General features: G+C 36.1%; 21 protein-coding genes and 1 riboswitch. Of the genes, 15 read left to right on the top strand and 6 right to left on the bottom strand.

The window, feature by feature from the left end:
• Position 1: 1 nt before the first annotated feature.
• Positions 2–595, bottom strand: a complete 594-nt coding sequence (locus AC6I0I_RS09275; protein ID WP_262953821.1) for a chromate transporter — start codon at positions 593–595, stop codon at positions 2–4.
• Between the two features lie 207 nt (positions 596–802).
• Between AC6I0I_RS09275 and istA the strand changes: the two genes are divergently transcribed.
• Positions 803–2,290, top strand: a complete 1,488-nt coding sequence (istA, locus tag AC6I0I_RS09270) for an IS21 family transposase (RefSeq protein WP_262953820.1) — start codon at positions 803–805, stop codon at positions 2,288–2,290.
• Entirely contained in the window at positions 2,278–3,042 is a 765-nt protein-coding gene (gene istB, locus AC6I0I_RS09265) for an IS21-like element helper ATPase IstB (RefSeq protein ID WP_262953819.1), read from the top strand. The genes istA and istB overlap by 13 nt, the downstream gene beginning before the upstream one ends.
• Positions 3,043–3,292: 250 nt before the next feature.
• Here istB and AC6I0I_RS09260 read toward each other — a convergent pair whose 3' ends face one another.
• Both AC6I0I_RS09260 and AC6I0I_RS09255 read right to left on the bottom strand, forming a co-directional pair.
• Complete coding sequence (locus tag AC6I0I_RS09260) at positions 3,293–4,924, bottom strand: ISL3 family transposase (protein ID WP_304407259.1); 1,632 nt, start codon at positions 4,922–4,924, stop codon at positions 3,293–3,295.
• 248 nt (positions 4,925–5,172) lie between these two features.
• Positions 5,173–5,391 carry a helix-turn-helix domain-containing protein gene (locus tag AC6I0I_RS09255; protein WP_161832926.1) on the bottom strand — a complete coding sequence of 73 codons (219 nt, stop codon included), beginning with the start codon at positions 5,389–5,391 and terminating at the stop codon, positions 5,173–5,175.
• 750 nt (positions 5,392–6,141) lie between these two features.
• Between AC6I0I_RS09255 and AC6I0I_RS09250 the strand changes: the two genes are divergently transcribed.
• From AC6I0I_RS09250 to AC6I0I_RS09240, 3 genes are all read left to right on the top strand, one after another.
• A complete protein-coding gene (locus tag AC6I0I_RS09250) occupies positions 6,142–6,411 on the top strand; it encodes a Mor transcription activator family protein (protein WP_161832925.1) in 270 nt (89 codons plus the stop codon).
• Positions 6,412–6,455: 44 nt separating this feature from the next.
• Positions 6,456–6,689 carry an HTH-like domain-containing protein gene (locus tag AC6I0I_RS09245; RefSeq protein ID WP_161832924.1) on the top strand — a complete coding sequence of 78 codons (234 nt, stop codon included), beginning with the start codon at positions 6,456–6,458 and terminating at the stop codon, positions 6,687–6,689.
• Between the two features lie 496 nt (positions 6,690–7,185).
• Complete coding sequence (locus AC6I0I_RS09240) at positions 7,186–8,076, top strand: glucosaminidase domain-containing protein (protein WP_161832923.1); 891 nt, start codon at positions 7,186–7,188, stop codon at positions 8,074–8,076.
• A 120-nt stretch (positions 8,077–8,196) separates the two neighbouring features.
• Here the strand turns inward: AC6I0I_RS09240 and AC6I0I_RS09235 are convergent, their stop codons facing one another.
• Complete coding sequence (locus AC6I0I_RS09235; RefSeq protein ID WP_262951201.1) at positions 8,197–8,868, bottom strand: manganese catalase family protein; 672 nt, start codon at positions 8,866–8,868, stop codon at positions 8,197–8,199.
• Between the two features lie 195 nt (positions 8,869–9,063).
• Between AC6I0I_RS09235 and AC6I0I_RS09230 the strand changes: the two genes are divergently transcribed.
• From AC6I0I_RS09230 to AC6I0I_RS09220, 3 genes are all read left to right on the top strand, one after another.
• Positions 9,064–9,366, top strand: a complete 303-nt coding sequence (locus tag AC6I0I_RS09230) for a hypothetical protein (protein WP_262951202.1) — start codon at positions 9,064–9,066, stop codon at positions 9,364–9,366.
• Between the two features lie 18 nt (positions 9,367–9,384).
• Positions 9,385–10,533: a SadB/YajI family lipoprotein gene (locus AC6I0I_RS09225; RefSeq protein WP_262953716.1), complete on the top strand. Its 1,149-nt coding sequence runs from the start codon at positions 9,385–9,387 to the stop codon at positions 10,531–10,533.
• Between the two features lie 141 nt (positions 10,534–10,674).
• On the top strand, positions 10,675–11,460 hold the full coding sequence (locus AC6I0I_RS09220; protein ID WP_161830908.1) for a membrane lipoprotein lipid attachment site-containing protein: 786 nt from the start codon (positions 10,675–10,677) through the stop codon (positions 11,458–11,460).
• A gap of 191 nt (positions 11,461–11,651) precedes the next feature.
• Here AC6I0I_RS09220 and AC6I0I_RS09215 read toward each other — a convergent pair.
• A protein-coding gene (locus tag AC6I0I_RS09215) for an IS3 family transposase (RefSeq protein WP_370512580.1) occupies positions 11,652–12,988 on the bottom strand; the annotation gives its coding sequence in 2 pieces (ribosomal slippage) (positions 11,652–12,581 and positions 12,584–12,988; 1,335 coding nt in all).
• A gap of 260 nt (positions 12,989–13,248) precedes the next feature.
• Between AC6I0I_RS09215 and AC6I0I_RS09210 the strand changes: the two genes are divergently transcribed.
• Positions 13,249–14,226, top strand: coding sequence for a helix-turn-helix transcriptional regulator (locus tag AC6I0I_RS09210; RefSeq protein WP_161830910.1), 978 nt, complete (start codon positions 13,249–13,251; stop codon positions 14,224–14,226).
• A gap of 106 nt (positions 14,227–14,332) precedes the next feature.
• Here AC6I0I_RS09210 and AC6I0I_RS09205 read toward each other — a convergent pair whose 3' ends face one another.
• Positions 14,333–15,241, bottom strand: coding sequence for an SDR family oxidoreductase (locus AC6I0I_RS09205; protein WP_161830911.1), 909 nt, complete (start codon positions 15,239–15,241; stop codon positions 14,333–14,335).
• 236 nt (positions 15,242–15,477) lie between these two features.
• On the opposite strand from AC6I0I_RS09205, the gene AC6I0I_RS09200 reads away from it, so the two are divergent.
• The 6 genes from AC6I0I_RS09200 to AC6I0I_RS09175 all read left to right on the top strand — a co-directional run bounded on the left by AC6I0I_RS09200 (position 15,478) and on the right by AC6I0I_RS09175 (position 20,426).
• Positions 15,478–15,837, top strand: a complete 360-nt coding sequence (locus AC6I0I_RS09200) for a hypothetical protein (RefSeq protein ID WP_161830912.1) — start codon at positions 15,478–15,480, stop codon at positions 15,835–15,837.
• A gap of 107 nt (positions 15,838–15,944) precedes the next feature.
• Positions 15,945–16,029, top strand: a riboswitch (cyclic di-GMP riboswitch).
• Between the two features lie 13 nt (positions 16,030–16,042).
• A complete protein-coding gene (locus tag AC6I0I_RS09195) occupies positions 16,043–17,116 on the top strand; it encodes an EAL domain-containing protein (protein ID WP_161830913.1) in 1,074 nt (357 codons plus the stop codon).
• A 302-nt stretch (positions 17,117–17,418) separates the two neighbouring features.
• Positions 17,419–18,324 carry a hypothetical protein gene (locus AC6I0I_RS09190; RefSeq protein WP_161830914.1) on the top strand — a complete coding sequence of 302 codons (906 nt, stop codon included), beginning with the start codon at positions 17,419–17,421 and terminating at the stop codon, positions 18,322–18,324.
• A complete protein-coding gene (locus tag AC6I0I_RS09185) occupies positions 18,312–18,977 on the top strand; it encodes a hypothetical protein (RefSeq protein ID WP_161830915.1) in 666 nt (221 codons plus the stop codon). Before AC6I0I_RS09190 ends, AC6I0I_RS09185 begins: the two co-directional genes overlap by 13 nt.
• Before the next feature lie 15 nt (positions 18,978–18,992).
• Complete coding sequence (locus AC6I0I_RS09180) at positions 18,993–19,787, top strand: polymer-forming cytoskeletal protein (protein WP_262953717.1); 795 nt, start codon at positions 18,993–18,995, stop codon at positions 19,785–19,787.
• A 9-nt stretch (positions 19,788–19,796) separates the two neighbouring features.
• Positions 19,797–20,426 (top strand): DUF4004 family protein, encoded by a 630-nt coding sequence (locus tag AC6I0I_RS09175; RefSeq protein WP_262953718.1) that lies wholly within the window; start codon positions 19,797–19,799, stop codon positions 20,424–20,426.
• Positions 20,427–20,563: the final 137 nt, after the last annotated feature.

Raw genomic sequence — 20,563 nt, 5'->3', positions numbered from 1 at the left:
TTTAGCCCTCCTTTACCACTTGCTGTTTTGATTTCACAATTTCCATAAATAAAGTAACAAAACCGATGCCTAGGCATAGGAAGATAACTGTCATAGCACTAATGCCAAAAACATATGTCATGATGAAAGTAATAAACATGAGCGATGTATAAAGAACACTTTTTGTTTTAATGATATTTTGTGCAAGTTTAATGACAACATCACAAATAACAGCGGCAACCCCAGCACGCATAACCATAAGGGCAGTCGCAATCACTGTACTTTCTCTAAATTGCTTATAAAATAAAGAGATGACCGAAATAATAAAAATAGGAGGAATTGATGTCCCTAAAATCGCGACTAATGATCCGATAATCCCTTGCATACGATAACCTAGAATAACTGATGCATTGATTGGGATAGGTCCTGGAGAAGATTGCGCAATAGCCGTAATATCAAGCATTTCACTTTCCTCTAACCATCCTAGTTCTTCTACAAATTTCTTTTTCATCAGAGAAACAATAACGAATCCACCCCCAAAAGTCGAAGCACTTAAAATAAAAGTGGACCTAAATAACTCCCATAAAATTTTTGAATCTAATTTTTTCTTTTCCATAACAACGCTCCTTTTTAAAAAAACACTCACAGTGCAACAAATTACCTTAACATGAATATTTTACATGCTTTTTCATTATATAGTATGAATGCTAAATAAATGTAGGCCAAATAAAGCAATAATGCTCAAAAAATAATAGACCACTTAGTTAAAACATCCTGTAGAATTTTGTATGTTAATCATATAGCTATGGGAGGTTCCGAAAGGATGAAGATTGAAGTGGATATGTATGAAAAAATCAGATATCTCTATACACAGGAGAAAAGGTCACAACGGGAGATTGCACGGTTATTAGGAATCTCTCGGACAACGGTCAGAAAATATTGTGATGGATCTACTTTACCGGGGGTTAGAAACGGTGTAAGTGGGAGAAAATCGTATGTTATCACGGATGAAGTTTTGAGGTTTATTGAAGATTGCCTACTTGAAGATGAAAGTGAAAATCTAAAAAAACAAAAACATACAGCAAGAAGAATTTATACTCGACTGGTTGAAGAGTTAGGTTTTTCCGGAGGAGAATCAACGGTCAGACGATTAGTTGCCCAAATAAAAAATAAACCCTCTAAGGCTTTTGTTCCATTGAGTTATGATCCTGCCGAAGCAGCACAAATTGATTGGGGAGAAGCGACGATTTACTTAAACGGAGAGCGTACAAAAATTAATTTATTTTGTATGAGACTTTGTTTTAGTGCAGGAATTTTCGTTAAAGCCTATTTTAGACAAAATGAAGAAAGTTTCCTTGATGGAAATGTATCCGGATTTGAATTCTTCAATGGGGTTCCTAAAAAGGTTATTTTTGATAATGCGAAAGTCGCCGTTAAAGAGGGATTTGGGGTTCACGCCAAACCGCAAGACCGATATAAAACATTAGCGGCTCACTATGCCTTTACAACCGAGTTTTGTAACGTCGCCTCAGGACATGAAAAAGGTCTTGTTGAAGGTTTAGTTGGATGGGTTCGAAGAAATCATTTAGTCCCACTCCCAAGGGTTAGTATCCTTGATGAATTAAATGGATTTTTATATGAAAAATGTAAACTTTACTATCAACATCAGATTCAGGGACGCCATCAAACAGTCGGCGAAATGTTTAATATGGAAACGCCTTTTTTAACTCGACTTCCTGTCTATAAGTTTGATACAAGCCGCTCAATGACAGTCAAAGCTGATCAATTTTCAACCATCAAATTTGATTATAACTACTATTCTATTCCCATCGAGTATGCAGGGAAATCTGTGAGTGTAAAAGGCTATGGAAATGACATTTATATCTATTACCAACATCAACAGATTGCGCATTATACGCGCCAATATGTAAGAGGAGAAACATTCTATACATTAGAACATTACATGACATTGATTGAACAACGCCCTCGAAGTGTGTATAACGCCAGGCCCGTCAAACAATCTGTTTCTCAAGAAATTCTAAAAATCGGGCAACGATTAAATAACCCAAGAGAAATGGTGAAACTCTTGAGACTATGTATCGACTGTGGAGAAGATCGTGTCATCACTGCCGCAAAATCTCTATCGACCCAAGATTTAACATTCAACCAAATTCGAGGCTTACTTATTCAACCCTCTTTAGAGGAATCTAATCAAACGGCAACGGTTATTCAAGGTGAAATCTCAGTTAAGAGACCTAATTTAAATAGATATGATGAATTATTAGAAGGAGTATCAAAATGGGTACAATAAATACAAATAAGGAAATTATAAAACTATACGCACGCCAACTAAAGACACCAACCTTTTCAAATTATGATGAAATTATTCGACAGCTGCAATCAGAGGATGGTTACGAAGAGTTTTTAAAAGAAATCATGAGAACAGAGTTATTACAACGTCAGGATAACTTACATAAAAGAAGAATTAAAGCTGCCAAATTTCCCATTCATAAAACGATTGATGAATTTGATTTGAATCGCTTGGAGAATGTTTCGAAAGCATATATTTCAGAATTATTAAGCTGTGATTTTATTAATCAAAAACAAAATATAGTCATGATTGGAAACTGCGGTTCTGGCAAAACACACTTATCTATCGCTCTCGGATTAAAAGCTTGTCAAGTGGGGTATAATGTCCGCTTTTATACGGCCGTTAATTTAGCGACAGAGTTAGTTGAAGCTTTTCAAGAGGGAAGACTCTCTAAAGTGGAAAAAAGTTTAGCTAAAGCAGATTTACTTATCATCGATGAGTTATCTTATTTAACATTTAACCGCCATCAATCAGAGTTATTATTTCAGGTGATTTCAGAACGTTCAGAACGTGGGAGTGTCATTATCACAACTAACTTAGAGTTTTCTAAATGGACAGAGTTATTTGAAAATGAAATGATGGTTTCAGCTTTAATTGATCGGGTCACTTTTCGTTCACATCTATTAGATATGAATGTTTCAGAATCCTATCGATTTAAAGAAACAAAAAAAAGACTTCAACAAGAAAAGTAAAGCAACTGATTTACAGGCATAAATCAGAAGTTATTTCTTGTTGAAATCCACAAAACTAAATTAATTATAGCATGTTTAAGAGAAGAAACAATACTTTTTAAACATGCTTCATTTGAAACATCAGTGGTCTACTTTTTTACGAGCATAAAGTAACAGATGGTCTACTATTTTAATGGCGTAACTGGCCTACTATTTTTTGAGCACGTGGTACACTTTTTGATTCTTCCGCTATTTTGGTGAAAAGCCCTTTCTAGGAATAGAGCACTTTAATACGTAGAAGTTCAAAACTTGCTCGTCCATACATTTGGCGTTTAATCATTTTAATTCGGTTGACATTCCCTTCACAAATCGCATTAGTGTATGGATAAACTAATGCGTTACTGATCGATTGCTCATCACGTTTCATTCGAAGACAAAACTCACGCAGTAATTTAATCTCATGAGTAGCGTAACGTTCTAGCCATTGAGATAATTTGAATACTTGCCCCATCGTGACCAAATCTCTAAATACTTGGATGGCTGTATATAGTTCACTTAAGTCTGCATGAGCTTGAAAGAGTTCATTTAATAAATTTAATTCTGGTTGAGTTAAAGACGTTGGTTTTCGCCAAATGAATGAGGTGAGTTGAAACTTCGTTGCTTTCAATAATTTACTAGATTTTTTTGATATTTTTTCTGTTGCCTTCTCACTTGTTTTTACGGGGAGATTTGCTTTAATTTCTTGAACTTTTCGACGAGTTGAAGAAGCTCCTCCTTTAAACCCTTGGTGGATGAGTTGTTCATGAATCCAACGAGCAGTTTTTCCCTCCTGACACCATTGTGTGATTTGATTTAAATAGGGGACAAATTGATTAACACGGGGCTTTCGTATTTGCTTGGGAGGTTCAGATAACTGAATATACTTCGCTACGGTTGTCCGACTTAACTTAAGTTGTCTGGCTGTTTGACGAATAGAGCCTACTTGTTGGTAGACCTTTTGAATCTCCAAAATGAGTGCCCATTTTGCTTGTTCCTTTTCAGATAATGATTCATGACTGGATATTGAGTTCACGTTAGTAATCGTTATATCTGTCGCTGGATCTGTTTTTTTAGTGATTGAAGATTCAGGCATGATAAACCATCCTTTAGGAAAACGAGAACTAATGGTTTCTTTAACAACCGTTAATAGGTTTTTAAGAAAGTGCCACTTGTCGGCAACCTGAATAATGTTAGGATTCGTTAAATGAATGGCTTTAGTATAAGTTGTTGCACGATCACGTGTCACTAATTCAACTGAGGGATGTTTTTCCAACCATTCTTTAAACGCTTGAGTCGAACGAGAGGCCAGAATTTCAACCGGACGATGCGTTTCTAAATCACAAATAACCGTTCCAAAGTCGACCCCTCGACGAAAAGAAAAGTCATCAACCCCAATATGGGTTAATGACTGATTTTTTATATCTTTTTCAGTAGAATCGATACGTCGTAATAAATCTAATAGTGCATCTCCACTTCGTTTATATCCAAGTTTAAAAAGAAAGCGTGATAAAGCTTCCGCACTCATCGATAATGATAATTGAAGAAAAACCTCTTCAAGACGAATGGTTAAACGCCGATAGGCATTTAAAAAGCCAGTAAATCTTTCAGTAAAAATTTGACGTTTACAGTTAGGATTTAAACAAAAAAACTTTTTAGCTTGTATCCTTAATTGAACAGGTTTATTAAGGATAGACGCATCTAATGGTTTTCTAAGATACGTACTGTGTACCTGGTGACTTTTCATCCCACATAAGGGACAGTGGTTAAATTTTGATTCAGATTTTAAACAAATCAAGATTATATGCTCATTATTTTCAATGGATTGAATCATAAGATTTTCAGGGAAAAAGACATTAAGATTCATGATGATATACCTCTCTACGATGTCTTTTCATTATATCAGGTAAAGCGTTTTATCACCAAAAGTCAGGAAGAACCACTATTTTTTGAGCACGTGGTACACTTTTTTATTGACATTTATAATATAGGAAATAAGTATATTTTATCAAACACATAGGTAAATACCTATACATCGTAAAGAGTCTTAATATAATAAGGATAAAAAAAAGTCATCGAAAGATGACTTTTTTAATGAGTGTAGGGGGAAAGACCCTAGTTTTGATTTTCGATACTAATAATATCTCGAATATCTTCAATATCTAGGGCATCTGCAATCCTCTCAATATGATTAAAATTAATGTTTTTTCTCTTTTGATTAGCTAGTTCACTCAAAGCAGCATGACGGATATCAGTTAGTCGAGATAACTCTCTTAATGATAAACCTTCTTGCTGAAGTAGTTCATTAAGATTCACAATAACTTTTTTAGACATTTATGAAGTACCTACCTTTGAAAAGAATTGCTCCCTCAAGAAAAATATCATATAATGTAAAATGACGTGGTACGCGTAAACGTACCGAAGGGGGAAATAGGGAATGATTTTAGTAAACTACTAAAAGATAAGTACTAAATTGTCGATAATATCATGTTTTTCTAGGTATTTTGTCGATATTTGATGGATAATTGAAGAGGGAAGATATCACTAATTTTAAGAAATAAATTAGGCCCATACTAGTATGAATAATAATGGATTATCTCATTGATAGTAATTATTGGGAAAAGGAATAAGGCGCTTTTTTGATCGCCGGGGAGGATCAAAAAGGAAGTGAATGTTTAGTATTGTTATCTAAACGCTTCTCTTTAAAATGTACTGTAAAATTTTATTCTCAGACAAAAATCACTAAAATTTAATTAAAAATTTAAAAAGTAGATATCAGGTACGCAATCAAATTAACTAGAAAGCATGGATTATTTATCGAAATTTCGACGCGTAACCGGTTATAATATGAAAAAAATATCGACAAATTCAGGCATTTTGGATGAATTTTAGTTTATTTATTCTTATCTATCTAAGAAGAGGAAAAGTGTTAAAGCCCTTGATTTAAAGGCTTTTTTTGTTGATTTATCTCCCTTTAATAACTCTAATATTGGAATTATTTGTGGAATTTTACAAGGAAAAACTGCAATGATAATTTTGGATAAAAACTTTATGATTGAGAGAGTCTATTGAAGGAGGTGAATCATGAAAGGTAAGGCACAGGACTATAACGGAATCTATAGTGACATGGTAGAGGTATTAGGCGAGGAAATGACTCATAAGATTTATCAGTATTATAGGGGACAACAGGTGTCTTTCCCAATGAGATTATATAGTAAAACATACACCGAGAAGTATTTAAAACAACATTATAATGGAAAGAATTTAAGAGATTTAGCGAGAACATTAGGGTATTCTGAACGTTGGATTAAGCAATTAATTGATCAGTTTGGAATCGAATCGAAAGAGACCTAATGTCCGTTTAATATAGAACTTAGTAATAAGATAGGGTGATATGTGTGGAGGAGTTGCGATTAGGAAAAGCCTTAAGAGAGTTATACAATCAGGCTGCGCAGGCACAAGATCGCGTTATTATGTTATATTTATTTGGGGTTAAACACGGAAAGATGATTGTAGAGAAGCAATTATCCCTTAGTTATATTTTATGTTATGCGCAATTGCCGGAGTCGTATAGGAGTGAGATTGAAAAAGGGATTAAATTGGGTCAATACGTGAAAGCCATAGAGAGATAAAAGCTAAATCTAAATTTATGATGAACCGTTCAACCTATATGAATCTCAAAGGCTCATTGCTAGATTCGCCCTTAAGAGAATATCGTTTGAAAAAGATTTTTACAAATCTTAATTGCTCAAAACAATGAGTTGATAACAGGGTGATTAAAACAGAGGTAGAGTGAATACTCGTCGAATACTACTCTTTTTTTATGCTCACGTCTAGGAAGGTAGGAGAAGAAATAGCTCCGAGTTATAAGTTTTTAACAAAAAAAATAACCTAATTTCCCAAGTGGATTAGGTTATTTTTTTGTTTATTTATATAATAATCGGATAAATTATAGTAAAAATGTCCACAATTAATTAAAGATACGGTAGATTTGTATGAAAACATTCCAAAGGGGTCAACCGATTAAAATTTATGCTATAATAAATAAACTAAAAGACAACTGGATGGGAGGATGTTCATCCATTTTTCGTTGAGTGTAAAGTAGACTTTTAGAAATAGGGGGATTTTATGAAGAAAAGTTTTGTATCAGTCCTTTTTATTCCAATATTGGTGCTTAGTTATTTTGGTTTTTTTTCAGGGGAAAATTTTAATCATTCATTAAAAAGGGAACAATTAGACCTTCCCTTTATTATTAATTATGTCGATGAGCAAGGGGGAGACCAGTTTCAATTAAATTGGCAGGAGCTTATCGCTTTAATTGCCGTCGATGATACGAAAGACTTATCGCAAATTTCCGCTACAGATTTAGAAGAGGTAGGTTCTTATTTTATTCAAGATGGCGTTTTACAGTCTTTTGAGCAAGTTTTAGACTCAAGGGCATATAGCGAAACTGAAAGGGAGAAAGCCTATGAACATTTAAATATGCTTGCCGATTATGGGTATGTTCCTCATAAATTAAAATCAGATTCATTTGAAATGATGTTTATTAACTCTTTAAAGGAAGGTGCCATTGAAAACTATCGACTTTATGGAATATTACCGTCGATTACAATTGCGCAAGCTATTTTAGAATCTAACTTTGGCCAATCAGAATTATCTTTACAAGCTAATAACTTGTTTGGAATTAAAGTTGGAGTTAACTGGGATGGCGAGGCGATCACGGTTGCAACAACAGAGGGGTATAATACTGAAGTGATGGATACTTTTCGAAGTTATGGATCATTCAAAGAATCTCTTATTGACCATGGCGAATTTTTAGTTAACAATCCAAGATATAAAAATCACGGTGTCTTTGAGGCTAAAACCTATCGCTCCCAAGCACAGGCTTTAGAGGATGCTGGGTATAGTACGGTCATGGATGAACAGGGAAATAAAATATACGCCCAAAGAATTGGTGAATTAATTCGGCAATATAATTTGCAGTTAATTGATCATTCGTTACATGTAAGTGAGAACTAAAAAAACATAAGACACCTTGTCAAATCGGCAGGTGTCTTATGTATTAAAAAGTGTAAAAATAAAAGTGGACACATTTATGGTCCACTTTTATTGTGAGGATGACTATTCTTTAATGGAATCTTATTTGTTTGGGTTTTCAAATGATGGAGGTGTTGGATTTGGCGATTCATGTTTAGGCCCTGGACTTGATAAGTCAAAGTAGAGTTTAGAATCTTCAGTTACCCCAAAGTCACGATTAGAACCCGTATTTTTTACTTTATTGAGGGCCTCACGGAAGAGAGCATTATGGGCTTCTTCACGATTGAGTAGAAAATCGATCGTCTCTCTTACATATTTATCATCAATTTGACGGTATAAATATTCATAAACAACTTTTGCTCGTTGTTCAGATGCGATGTTTGAGAGAAGGTCAGCTACTAAATCACCGGTAACATTGACATAAGTTGCTGTCCAAGGAAATCCTGATGAGTTAACCAGTTCTGGATTTAGTCCATGCACAACATGTGCTTCTACTTCACCCGCAACTGCTGCTTGGTAATTTAAATCATGACCATTTAACAGGTTAATCGTTTGAGCAACAATTTCCATATGGCTTAATTCTTCAGCAGCGATGTCTAAAAAGAGGTCTTTAATCTCAGGGTCTTTAATGCGAAAGCTTTGTGACATATATTGTAATGCTGCTTTTAATTCTCCATTTTCACCACCTAATTGTTCTTGTAATAGGATGGCATATTGTGGGTTTGGAAGTTCAACCCGAACAGGGTGCAAATATTGTTTTTCATGTTTAAACATAGAGGAACCTCCTGATAGTAATTTCAACCTTAGAGTGGACATTTTTTCCTTCCCTATACCCTTTTTTAAAAAAGAGCAGACGTTAGTGGATAGGTAATGGTAAAATAGAGACATCTAGTCAGCATAGATTTTAAATTGTTATATTTAATAAGAGTAAGATTATAATAATTATGAAGATAGGAGTTTTGTAAACGGATGAGCCCATTAGAACAAAAGCTACAACAAGAAGTGATAAAAAATTGTCAACATATTGAAACGGTGTACGGTTGTAAAATGACGCGTCTTGTTCAAACGATTGAACGATTTGGCATTGTTAAAACAGCACGCGAAATTTTTCGAAAGCGCCGAACTTCTGACAACTTTAATCGTCTCGTCGAACTTGGACAAACGAAGTTAACGATGGAAGCAGTCATTGTGAAGGGAGAGTATGCCCAGTTATTTACGGACGAAGAAGTCAATTTATGTTATGAATTATTATGTGAGAATGGATATTACTAGAAAAATAGGGGGAAGGTCATGAAGAAAAAAATCGGGTTTTTACTTGCAATGATGATGCTTGCTGGGTGTCAGTCGCCAAAAGATCAGAAGATTGAGGAGCAACCAGTTGAAGAGGTGTCAAAGAAAAGAGAAGAAATAACGACAAATTTAACAAATCAGGAATTAACCCATCTTAATGAATATTTAAGTGAGTTAAGTCAGGCGGGTTTTTTATCGTATGATAGCCAATCTCCAGATCAGACCCAGCTATTAGATTTAGGTTTTATGCTCTATGCGTTTGAAGGAAAAATTCCTGATAGAGTAGAGGTTGACGGTGCGTCTTACAACCCATTTCCGTATGAGGAATTTAACAAAAAATTGAATTTTTATTTTGATTGTCAGTTAGAGAAGGAAGGAAATGATGAGTGGTTATTTCAAGAGGATACATTTTATCATCCCTTACTTGAAACCGGATTTTCAAAAAATAAAGTGACCCAAGTTGACCGAGTATATGATAATGGGGACGGAAGCCTTTTAGTAGAGGGAACCCTATATCGTTTCAAGTCAAGTATGGAAGAAGATCTTTATTCTCAATATGTTCAACCTAAATCAACGTGGACATCTTCAATGGATGCTCAACTTATCGGAAATGTGACGGTGACATTTGTTCAATCAGAAAAGCTATTACATGATGTGATTGATCAGTATCAAGCGAATTATTTTGAGGGGATAGAAGAAGAGGCTTCTGATGAGAGTCAAGAAGTGAATGCAGATCGTGCCGAATATGAAGAGCCTCAGACTGAAACATTAGAGGAGGAAGATCATTTAGAAATCCCAGATGAACGAACCTATTCTCCGACTGACTATATCCCGGCTTATCAAACAGATATTTTTGATTATGAGCAACAACCTATTCTAACAGCAGGGGTGGTTGATTATATTATGGAAGGAGACGGCGCATCCGAAAGTTATACAGCCATTTTAAATATTGTTCCATATAGCAACGATTACCCGTATACTATTTCTTTAACCGTTTCGAATAAATTCCCACAATTACAGGTGGGCGATCGATTAGAGGTCTACATCGTACCTGAGGTTCGAGATATTGAAGAATCAGAGGGCGTTATTATGGCTGAGTTACAATATTTTAGATATTTAAGTGAAGAAGAGTTAGCCTCTAGATTTTAAATGACGGAGAACCAAATTTCTAATATGAAATTTGGTTCTTTTTTGTTAAAAAAAGGTAAACTCAAAATGGCTGCCGACGGAATTTGACGGAGATTATAGGTATAATAAGCGTAGCATCAAGCAAGATGGGGGGAAACTGGGATGAAAAAGTTAATTTGTTTAATCATAGGGACTCTTTTGTTATCGGGGTGTCAACCCGTGTTAAAAGGAATCGAGGAGGTAGTGGATTCAAAAATAAAAACTTCGCCAAAAACGGAGATAACCGAAGAAAAACCGGAGATAACCGAAGAAAAACCAACGATACTTGAAGAGAAAAAAGAGATAACTGATCGGTTAGCTAATGAGGATTTTTATCGTGCTAATCATTATTTTAGTAGATTAAATGAGACAGGGATGAGCACCTATCAAGAGGGGGTAACGACCCATGAAGAATTGTTAAATCTAGCGTATTGGTTATATGTTGGGGAGGGTGGGGAAGTCAATCATGAGCTATTGAATGAGACGTATTACGATGTTATTCCTTATGATAATTTTAATGAACAAATTAGTCTTTATTTTGACCATGAGTTGGAGAAAAAGGGAAGTGCGACATGGGGATTTCAGGAAGATAATTATTATCAACCCGCACTAGAATGTGGATTTTTATCCTCAAATTTTACTCAAGTGGATCGCGTGTTTGAAATCGAGGAGGATCGCTTTTTAGTCGAAGGAACGATTTATCGTTTTGATCCTGCAATGGTCGATTATTCCTACTTTGAATACCTTCAACCTAAATCAACGTGGCAGCCTGCAATGGATAGTGAGTTGATTGGAAATATGGTCGCCGTTTTAAAACCAGCTGCTCAAGGGGAGCGTTTGGTGATAGAATCGTATGAGACCAATTACTTTGCTCCTGAATATAGCGATGTTGTGTCGGATGTGGAATAGGATGAAGTTACTATCCCATAAGCAATGAGATGTTTGTGTTGTGTGAAGGTATAAAAAGATGGGACCCTTATTAAATAGAAAAATAAGTAAATCGTGACCGCAGTCAAACTGCTTTTCAATCAGTTCTTAAAAAGGATGAACCTTAACTTTAATCTAGAACCTATGTCAAGGACATTTTAAAAAAACATGAGCTAAGCTACATTTAAAAGATGACTTCTATAACCTACAGGAGTCATCTTTTTTAAATTCCATTGGTAACGTGCTGTATTATGATACATCATATATCGTTTAACTTCGCGCTTTACCTCATCTAATGTTTGGCATTCTTTAATAGGAGCCTCATCTTTGAAGTGACCAAAGAAGGATTCTTGGGGTGCATTATCCCAACAGTTTCCTTTTCGAGACATGGACTGACCTAATCCCTTTTTCTTTAATAGAGCTTGGAAGCTTGGACTTGTATAATGTACTCCTTGATCCGAGTGGCTAAAAGCTTCTGGATGAAGTGGGATTCGTTTATTCCTAAATAGTTTTTCAATCGTTTCAATCACCAATGACATCCGTAAACTATCCGAAACATGATAAGATAAAATTTCATTGGTAGAGGCATCTAAAATAGTTGATAGATAGGCTACTTTGCCGGTTCCATAATATAAATAAGTAATATCAGTGAGTAAGACTTTACCTGGAGTTTCTTGTCTAAATTCTCGATTTAAAAGATTAAGAACAACGCGATGTTCTTCTGTTGCCTTTCTTAGTTTCAAATAAGGGTTACGTCGACGATGGGGACAGGTAATTCCGTATTTTTTCATGATGCCTCTAATTCGTTTAAGGCTATAAACAATCCCCATTTCACCTTCTAATGTCATTTTAATTTGAAGAGATCCCTTTTTATATCCACGACGATTAAAAATGTTCAAAATAAGATCCCTAACCATTAAATCAACTTCTTCACGCTTCAGTCGATTCTGTTTTGCATCATCACTAAAATATCGATAATAGCCTGAGCGTGAGACGTTTAAGACATCACAAAAATAGCCGATGACACCTTTTAAGTTAAAGTGTTCAATGACTTGTTTAATTAACTCATACTTCTGTGAGGGAGTTAGGGATTTGGCTAGTTTAGTAACCCCCTCTCCATCAAATACACCTTTTTTAGTAGTTCATTCTCAGCTTCTAATAATTTAATTTTAGCTTCAAGTTTAGCTGTCTGTTCTTGAGCTGTTAATTCCCTATTTAAACGACGTCCCGAGTTCATTTGACGCGTATCTTTTAATCCAACTAATCCTGATTTTTTATAAGCTAATTTCCAACGAGAAGCAGCAGCTTCAATTCGTTTCATTCCAATCATTTCAACATTAAATCCTGCTTGTTCAAAAACCATACGGGGAGTTTTTCCCTCATCCAGTTGTAGAACTAATAAACGTTTAAATTCATCCTGATAAGTAATTGCTTTTTCTGATACCTTTTTAACATAAGGATTTTTATTTAAGATTTTGATTTCTTTCTCTGTAAACTTCTTTTGACTCATTCTCTTCACCATTCTTCTATCAAGTTATCTTTTTTCTATTATAAAACAAAAGAACCTATAAGCTCACACTTTTTTCAAGTGTCTATCTTATAGGTTCTAGTTTACTTAACAGGTCATCCTTTTTCTTTGAACAAATAATTTTTAACTATTTTTTTGTACCGACAAATTGTGTCGGTATTGCTTAGTATAATGGTAGGAGATGAAGAATTACTTCCGATGTAGATGATAAGAGAATTTTTTTAGTAGTGGGTGATAATGATATGTATGATAAAAATACACGAATTTTATATATGCTAGAACGGTTATTAGAAAAGAGTGAAGTCTCAAAGGAAGAAATTCAAGAAATGTTTAGGATTGATAGTCGGACGTTTGAACGGGATATTGCAACATTACGTACTTATTTTAGTCATCGAATGGGGTCGATGGGGGACCAATACATTGAATATGACTATCAAAAAAAGAAGTATTACTTAAAAAATCCCGTTAATCAACCGCTAGATGCCAAGCAAGTGTTAGTTTTGATTAAACTCTTACTTGGTACACGTTCGTTAGCTGTTGAAGAACTTGACCAGATGATTGACTCCCTTTGTACGTTGTTAGACATGAATGATAAAAAAAGAATCCAAAATTTTATTAGTAATGAACGGCTTCATTTTACGCCGCTTAAACATGAACAACAATTAATGGATCGCATATGGGACTTTAGTCAATTAATTGATAGTTCTCATAAAATGATCATGGAATATAAAAAGGCGAATCATACGATATCGACTTATACAGTTGCCCCAGTTGGACTCCTGTTCTGTGATTTTTATTTCTATGTGGTGTGTTATGTGACCGACAGAGAAATCCCATATCCGATTTCCTTCCGTGTCGATCGAATTTTATCGTATCAAGTGTTGAAAGAAACATTTAAAATTCCGTATGCTCACCGATTTGAATCCGGTGATTTTCGTAACAAAATTAACATGATGTATCAGGGGGAGTTGATTAAGTTTACGTTTAAATTTACGGGTCATTCCGTTGAAGCAGTGCTTGATAAATTTCCTATCTCACGAGTGATTGAAGAGGGCGACGGATACTGTATTATTGAGGCAATGGCTTATGAACAAGGACTACTCATGTGGATCTTTAGTCAAGGGGATTGGATCCACCTATTATCTCCACAAGATTTAATTGAAAAAGCAAAGGCACGTTTAAACCGCATGCAGCGTTACTATGAACCATTAGAAGCTTAAAAAGGGTGAGTCTATCCGTTTGAGATAGGCTCACCCTTCTTTTATAGATGAGAGGTTCACAACTGATGAATGAGTTGAGGTGATTAACATAGATCATGTTGAGTCATTAACTCCCTGTAATCGTTCCTCCATTTGGATGAAGAATTTGTCCGGTCATATAACTTGAATCATCGCTTGCTAAGAAGACGTAAGATTCAGCTACTTCGAACGGTTGACCTGCCCGATTCATCGGAACTTTTGGTGTTTTTGTTCCGAATGTTTCAATGTGCTCCGCTGACCAAGAGGCAGGTTGGAGAGGGGTCCAAATAGGTCCAGGGGCGACTCCATTCACACGAATGCCACGATCGACTAAGGAACTAGAAAGCGATCGAGTGAACGCAACAATAGCCCCTTTAGTAGCACTATAATCGATCAATTGTTTTTCTCCCTCGTAAGCGGTGACGGAAGTCGTATTAATAATTGTACTTCCCGATTTTAGATGAGGAAGCGCAGCTTGGACAAGATAGAAAAAAGAATATATATTTGTCTTAAAAGTTAAATCTAATTGTTCGGCACTTATATCAAGAATACTATCGGCAGTATATTGGACGGCGTGATTATTAACAAGGATATCAAGTTTTTGAAAATGTTTCAGTGTCTTTTCGACGGCTTCTTTTGTGTGGTCGATGTCAGTTAAATCGCCCGAAATTAAGATACATTCCTGACCTAGTTCTAAAATATGTTGCTTTGTCTCCTTTGCGTCGATTTCTTCGTTTAAATAGGCAATGGCCACGTTGGCCCCTTCGCGTGCAAAGGCATAGGCAACTGCCCGGCCAATACCGGAATCTCCTCCTGTAATCAGGGCAACTTTGCCTTTCAATCGCCCACTTCCTTTAATATATGGATTTTCTGAGATGGGACGAGGGTTCATCAAATATTCCATCCCCGGTTGCTGATCCTGATGTTGCAAAGGAAACGCAACCTCAATCTCTTCACAGTTTTCAACAGTTCCAAGCTTTTTATAAACGGGATACATAGGACACCTCCTTAGTTTCTCTGTATTCCATGCATAACGTCATAGGATACGAGAGGTGACGATGAGGATGCAAATCTTCTTAAAAGTAAAACATTTCTCGTCATTAATATATATGAAAAAAGCGTGATATTTATGATTTTAGTGGGGATTTTGGAAAAAATGACACGACCCTTTTGTTATAATAGCGGGAAAGAGACATATATTTGAGATGAAATGATAAATAGGGGGAGAATAACATGAAGGGCATGAATCAATTTGCAAAGACCCACTCGCATGCACTTACGCTGCTAAAAGGGTCAATGGAGAAGAAGAAAGCCAATTTTTATGTTGAAAAAGGGTATCCTTCTTTAAACCATTTTTTAGATCAAAAACATCGGACACTATTTTATGGAGAGATTGAGATGGGGGTTAAAAAAATAAAGGGGAACATTCAACATCACGTTCATTGTTTTTTACGTGAAATCCATCCTCTTTTACTCAAGCTCTTACTAAAGATGAATAATTACGTGTTAATGAACGATGGGAACCCTAAATTTAGAATTATTCACCAACATCTCAAATTAGTGATTACACTTATCACGAAGCAACTCAACTAATACCGAAAACACGATTTGCCTAGATAAAAGGGGAGTTTTAAAAAATTTAATTAAAAATAATTGATGTCGAATGCACAAGAGTCTGATACACTAGAAAGAAGAAAATATTCTGATTTAGATTCGATGAGTGGCTTTCGTGAATGTGGGTACCTTGGAAGTCAGGAGAAAATGGTACAACCGGCTAAATTAGTAGTTGGAGGATAAGATGATTAATAAAGTTTTGGGCAGTAATTTTACGACGAAGAAAATCTTAGCAACAGAAACATTAGGTGAATCATCTCATCTGAGGAAAAGTATTTTGGATTATTTCGGGTTACGATTTATACTTTTAGGTGGATTAGTGATGCCGCATCAGTCTGTTTTGGCAACACCTACAACGAATCAGTTGGAGTTTAGTGAGTATCAACGACAGATGGAGGCTTCAGTGATTGGACTAGTCTTCATTTTAATGGCGGTGGCAACCTTTTTTTCTCATCGTCTCTTAGCGGTTTGGGAAAAGCGAAAACAAAAGTATCGATTTATCCATAAGTTAGCTCATGATGAATTTATTCTTTATTACCAACCGATCGTTAATCCAGATCAACATAAAGTGATGGCATGTGAGGCGTTATTAAGGATGAAAGACAACGATAACATTTTATCACCGTTTCATTTTCTAGAGACGGTTGAGGAACTTGGATTAATGGAACGCATCACGCTGTGGGTTTTACAACGGGTGATTCAAGATTATCCAGAAATTAAAGCGCATAATCAACATCTTGATGACGAATTTTATATTTCTTTAAATGTTTCCTTTAAAGAGCTAGCTAGCCCTTCATTTATTGAACAGGTAAAGGAGATTTTAGCTCATGTGGATTTAACTGAAATTAAACTTTGTTTTGAGATTATCGAAAAGTATCACCTTGAGAATCAAAGCTTGACGAATCAGGTGATTCGTGAATTAAGATCGCTTGGGGTTAAAGTGGCGATCGATGATTTCGGTGTCGAGTATGCGAATTTAGATATGCTCGATAAAATTGATTATGACATTATTAAGCTAGATAAACATTTTATCGATGAAATCCAAACCTCTTTTATTCGCCAGGCATCCGTCTTATTTATAGGAAAAGTGATTGAATATTATCAAAAAAGAATGGTGATGGAAGGGTTAGAGTATCCTAAACAACTCGAAGTTTTGCAAGAATTATATCCAGGTGTTGTCTATATTCAAGGTTATTTGTATTCACCGCCGATTAGCTTAGAAGAATTCAAAGTATTTACGCTTAAATCGGTAGAGTGAGCAAGTTAAATGTTTAGTCGAATCAATGAGGAATAGAGGGAATGATGCTCAAAGCATTTAAAAAGAGGTGTCCGAACTAGGGCACCTCTTTTTATGACGGGTTGGATACTTTTAAGTAACCATTAATTTAAGCTATGAGGCCTGTTTTAGGAAGAGGACAGGTATTCTTATTTTAGTACACACTGTTTTGTTTGTTTAACTTTTTGCGAAACAATGTTTTATTAACGCGTGACAACGTAACATTGTTATGTTATATTAAAAGTAGAGTGTAACACTGTCGATAGGGAAAGGTGTTGAGAAAAATGCGTCGTAACGATTGTTTATCTATTAGTGGAAAAGAGCAGGTGTTAGGTGGAAGTTATAAAGAGGTCCGTCTTTCGGGATATGGATCTATTCAAGGAGCGTTGACTGCTGAGCTTTTGAAAGTAAGTGGGCTAGGAATGTTTGATGAAGGTGTAACTGTGTCACAATTAGAAGTAAGTGGCCAAGCAACGTTCAATCATCACCTAGAGGTACATGAGGCAAAGGTAAGTGGTTTGTTAACAGCGAAGAAGAACGTCAGTTGTCAGGAAAAGTTTGTAGTAAGTGGGAAGGTAAAAGGTGAGAGTCGGATGAATATCCGTGAGTTAACAATTTCTGGCCTTTTGACTGCCTTACAGGAACTTGAAGTTGGGATATTAAAGCTTTCAGGAAAATTAAGTGCGAACAGTTTAAAGGTAGAAAACGCAGAGATATCTGGGATGGTAACGATAACAGGGGAACTGTGTGCACATGTGTTAGAGATTCGAGGAATGATGACGGCCGATTCGGTTGAATCCGAAGTCTTAAAAGTGAAAGGACGGATAGATTGTAAGGACATGATTAATTCAGAAAAGGTTGAGATTTCATCAACGTCTGGATCTTCATTTAATGAACTCGGAGCGAGCGACGTTAAAATTTGTGAGTTAGAACCGAAACATGGATTACTATCACGACTTTCAACACTGTGTCATTTATTTTCAGGCACAACCGTCGTCAAAGGGAACTTAATTGAAGCGGATTCTGTTTATGTTGAAAATGCGAGAATAAAAAAAATTCGTGGTCAGGATATCGTGATTGGACCGCACTGTGAAATTGAGGCGATTGAATACAGTGGGACGTTAGTGGTTGATTCAACCTCAACAGTAAAACAAGCAACGATGCAGGAGGAGAAGCGATGTTTAATTTAGAGATAAACGGAATAGGTCAAAGTGGTGGAGGAACATTTGGCGATGTGAGTATTGAAGGGATCGGTCGTTTCACCGGACCTATTAAATGTCAGCAGTTTACGGTCTCAGGTGTTGGTTTTTCAAAAGAGGTTGAGTGTGAGCAGCAGCTCGTCATTGAAGGAACCTTAAAGTCTAAATCTCTTAAAGCGAAAGAGATTCATGTTTCTGGATTATGTAAAGTAGTAGGTGAGATGAAGGCACTTACTTTAAATGTGTTTGGCTATTTACATGTCGATCAATCCCTTAAGTTCGAACAGGCCGTGATTGAAGGGAAAGCCAAATTAAAAGAATCACTTGAGGCGAATCATTTAGAGCTCTTGTTTGTTGAGGATTCTTTTTTTGAGGTCATCACGGCAACCACTATTCGGATGACACGCTCATTAGAAAGTACACGGTTATCACAAAATAAGTGGTTTTCTCTTAAAAAGCGAACGGGGTTAATAAGTGGTGAATTAATCGAGGGAGAGGACATTCATTTAGAATATGCACAAGTCAAACAGGTTTACGGCGATCGTGTGTTTGTAGGGCCGGGATGTCACATCGATACGATTGAGTATAAAGAACAATTAGAAATTGCCCCTGGTTCAGTTGTTAAAACCATTAAACAAATTTAGAAAGGAGAACCGGAAATGGCTAGAAAAATAATGATTTATGGGGATGGATCCGTTTCGGGTGGAGAAGTGTCGAAGGTACGCGTGTTTGGTGACGGAACGATTCAGACTGACGTTGTAGCTGATTCCATTAAAGTTTACGGCACGGCAATATTTAATGGAAAGGTGGAAGCAGAAGAAATTAAAATTTTAGGTGAGGCACTGTTTAATGGACAGGTGAAAGCGAAGAAAATGAGTGTTTATGGGACTGCTACCTTTGAACAGGAGGTCACCATGAACCGATTAAGTGTTTATGGAATGGTTCAATTATCGAAAGATGCGGTTATTGAGAAGCTAAAAAATATGGGCTATATTCAAATAAATGAGCGCTTAAAAGGGCGAAAAATAAAAAGTTACGGAAGTATAACTGGAAGGGGCCGATTACAGACGGAGACGCTATTATCTAAAGGGGTATTACAACTTGAAGGTGATATTGAAGGAGAGGAGTTAATCTTCAAAGGTGGTGTGTGTCAGGCTGCACTCGTAAATGGTGAAAATGTTGTGATAGAAGTTGCTACTATTTGTCAGTGTCACAGTATTGGGGCTACGAATTTAACCATCAAAAAAGCCGCCTTTAAATCTAATCAACGGGCCCTTATGGTCGCAGAAGAAATTGAGGGTGACCAGTTAAATTTAAGATGTATTCGAGCGAAGGTCGTCCGCGGAGATGTGATTAAACTAGGGGATCATTCTACGATTGACCGGTTAGAATATCGGACGCTAGTAGCCAGTCCATCCAAAACCATTTCGGTTTCACAATCTGTTAGAAGTTAGGTGATAAAAGTGGAAACAGCATTAATCTCAAAAAAAGAGTTATTACAGACGATGAATATCTCATATGGACAACTTTATCGATGGAAGCGTAAAAAACTTATTCCGGAGGAATGGTTTATTAAAAAGTCCGTTTCAACTGGGCAGGAAACCTTTTTTCCCCGTGAACAGGTGCTCGAGAGAATCAGTAAGATTATCGAGTTAAAGGACCAAGTCTCGCTTGATGAATTGTCCGATGTCTTTTCACCAAAAGATGAAGAAATTTCTCTAGAACTAGAACGATTACTTGATAAACAGATTATTACGTTGCAGGGGGTGGCATTGTTTGAACGAATGTTAGAGGGGAGCGCCGATCTATCAGACTTGAAACAGGTGTTAATGGTGAAGATTGTCGATCACCAAGTCGTTAGCGGGAATCTTACGTTTGATGAGGGGAAGTTGCTTTGGCAATTTTTAGATAAGCATTATCAACGCTTAAATAGGGAAGAGTCCTGTCTATTGTTGATTCGCCATTTAGGATTACCCTTTGTGGTAGGGGCTTTAAATCGAGAGATGGTCATCATTGATGAAGGTGACAAAGTTGTTTTAGAGGTTGAGTTATTAAAAGAGATTGGGAAAATAAAATTAGCCTTATTGGGTTAAATGAATGGATTGAAAAAGGGAAAGAATAGAATTAAAATAGGGGGATTTGTCGATACTAGGATTGATTTTCATCGAAGGCGCCTGTTGATGAGGTGACCATTTGACACTAGTTTTTTTCTCGTATCCTTTTCAAAAGA

It is taken from the genome of Turicibacter sp. St.80E1, from assembly GCF_059728495.1.
Note: the sequence above shows the minus strand (reverse complement) of the source record. Positions and strands in the feature narration are given on the sequence as shown.

Bases quoted from the DNA above. Each gene is read 5' to 3' on its own strand.
- istB (WP_262953819.1), top strand. From the start codon at position 2,278: ATGGGTACAATAAATACAAATAAGGAAATTATAAAACTATACGCACGC.
- AC6I0I_RS09230 (WP_262951202.1), top strand. From the start codon at position 9,064: ATGAGCCCATTAGAACAAAAGCTACAACAAGAAGTGATAAAAAATTGT.
- AC6I0I_RS09195 (WP_161830913.1), top strand. From the start codon at position 16,043: ATGATTAATAAAGTTTTGGGCAGTAATTTTACGACGAAGAAAATCTTA.
- AC6I0I_RS09240 (WP_161832923.1), top strand. From the start codon at position 7,186: ATGAAGAAAAGTTTTGTATCAGTCCTTTTTATTCCAATATTGGTGCTT.
- AC6I0I_RS09180 (WP_262953717.1), top strand. From the start codon at position 18,993: ATGGCTAGAAAAATAATGATTTATGGGGATGGATCCGTTTCGGGTGGA.
- AC6I0I_RS09210 (WP_161830910.1), top strand. From the start codon at position 13,249: ATGTATGATAAAAATACACGAATTTTATATATGCTAGAACGGTTATTA.
- AC6I0I_RS09205 (WP_161830911.1), bottom strand. From the start codon at position 15,241: ATGTATCCCGTTTATAAAAAGCTTGGAACTGTTGAAAACTGTGAAGAG.
- AC6I0I_RS09190 (WP_161830914.1), top strand. From the start codon at position 17,419: ATGCGTCGTAACGATTGTTTATCTATTAGTGGAAAAGAGCAGGTGTTA.
- AC6I0I_RS09225 (WP_262953716.1), top strand. From the start codon at position 9,385: ATGAAGAAAAAAATCGGGTTTTTACTTGCAATGATGATGCTTGCTGGG.
- AC6I0I_RS09260 (WP_304407259.1), bottom strand. From the start codon at position 4,924: ATGAATCTTAATGTCTTTTTCCCTGAAAATCTTATGATTCAATCCATT.
- AC6I0I_RS09235 (WP_262951201.1), bottom strand. From the start codon at position 8,868: ATGTTTAAACATGAAAAACAATATTTGCACCCTGTTCGGGTTGAACTT.
- AC6I0I_RS09275 (WP_262953821.1), bottom strand. From the start codon at position 595: ATGGAAAAGAAAAAATTAGATTCAAAAATTTTATGGGAGTTATTTAGG.
- AC6I0I_RS09200 (WP_161830912.1), top strand. From the start codon at position 15,478: ATGAAGGGCATGAATCAATTTGCAAAGACCCACTCGCATGCACTTACG.
- AC6I0I_RS09185 (WP_161830915.1), top strand. From the start codon at position 18,312: ATGTTTAATTTAGAGATAAACGGAATAGGTCAAAGTGGTGGAGGAACA.
- AC6I0I_RS09255 (WP_161832926.1), bottom strand. From the start codon at position 5,391: ATGTCTAAAAAAGTTATTGTGAATCTTAATGAACTACTTCAGCAAGAA.
- AC6I0I_RS09250 (WP_161832925.1), top strand. From the start codon at position 6,142: ATGAAAGGTAAGGCACAGGACTATAACGGAATCTATAGTGACATGGTA.
- istA (WP_262953820.1), top strand. From the start codon at position 803: ATGAAGATTGAAGTGGATATGTATGAAAAAATCAGATATCTCTATACA.
- AC6I0I_RS09220 (WP_161830908.1), top strand. From the start codon at position 10,675: ATGAAAAAGTTAATTTGTTTAATCATAGGGACTCTTTTGTTATCGGGG.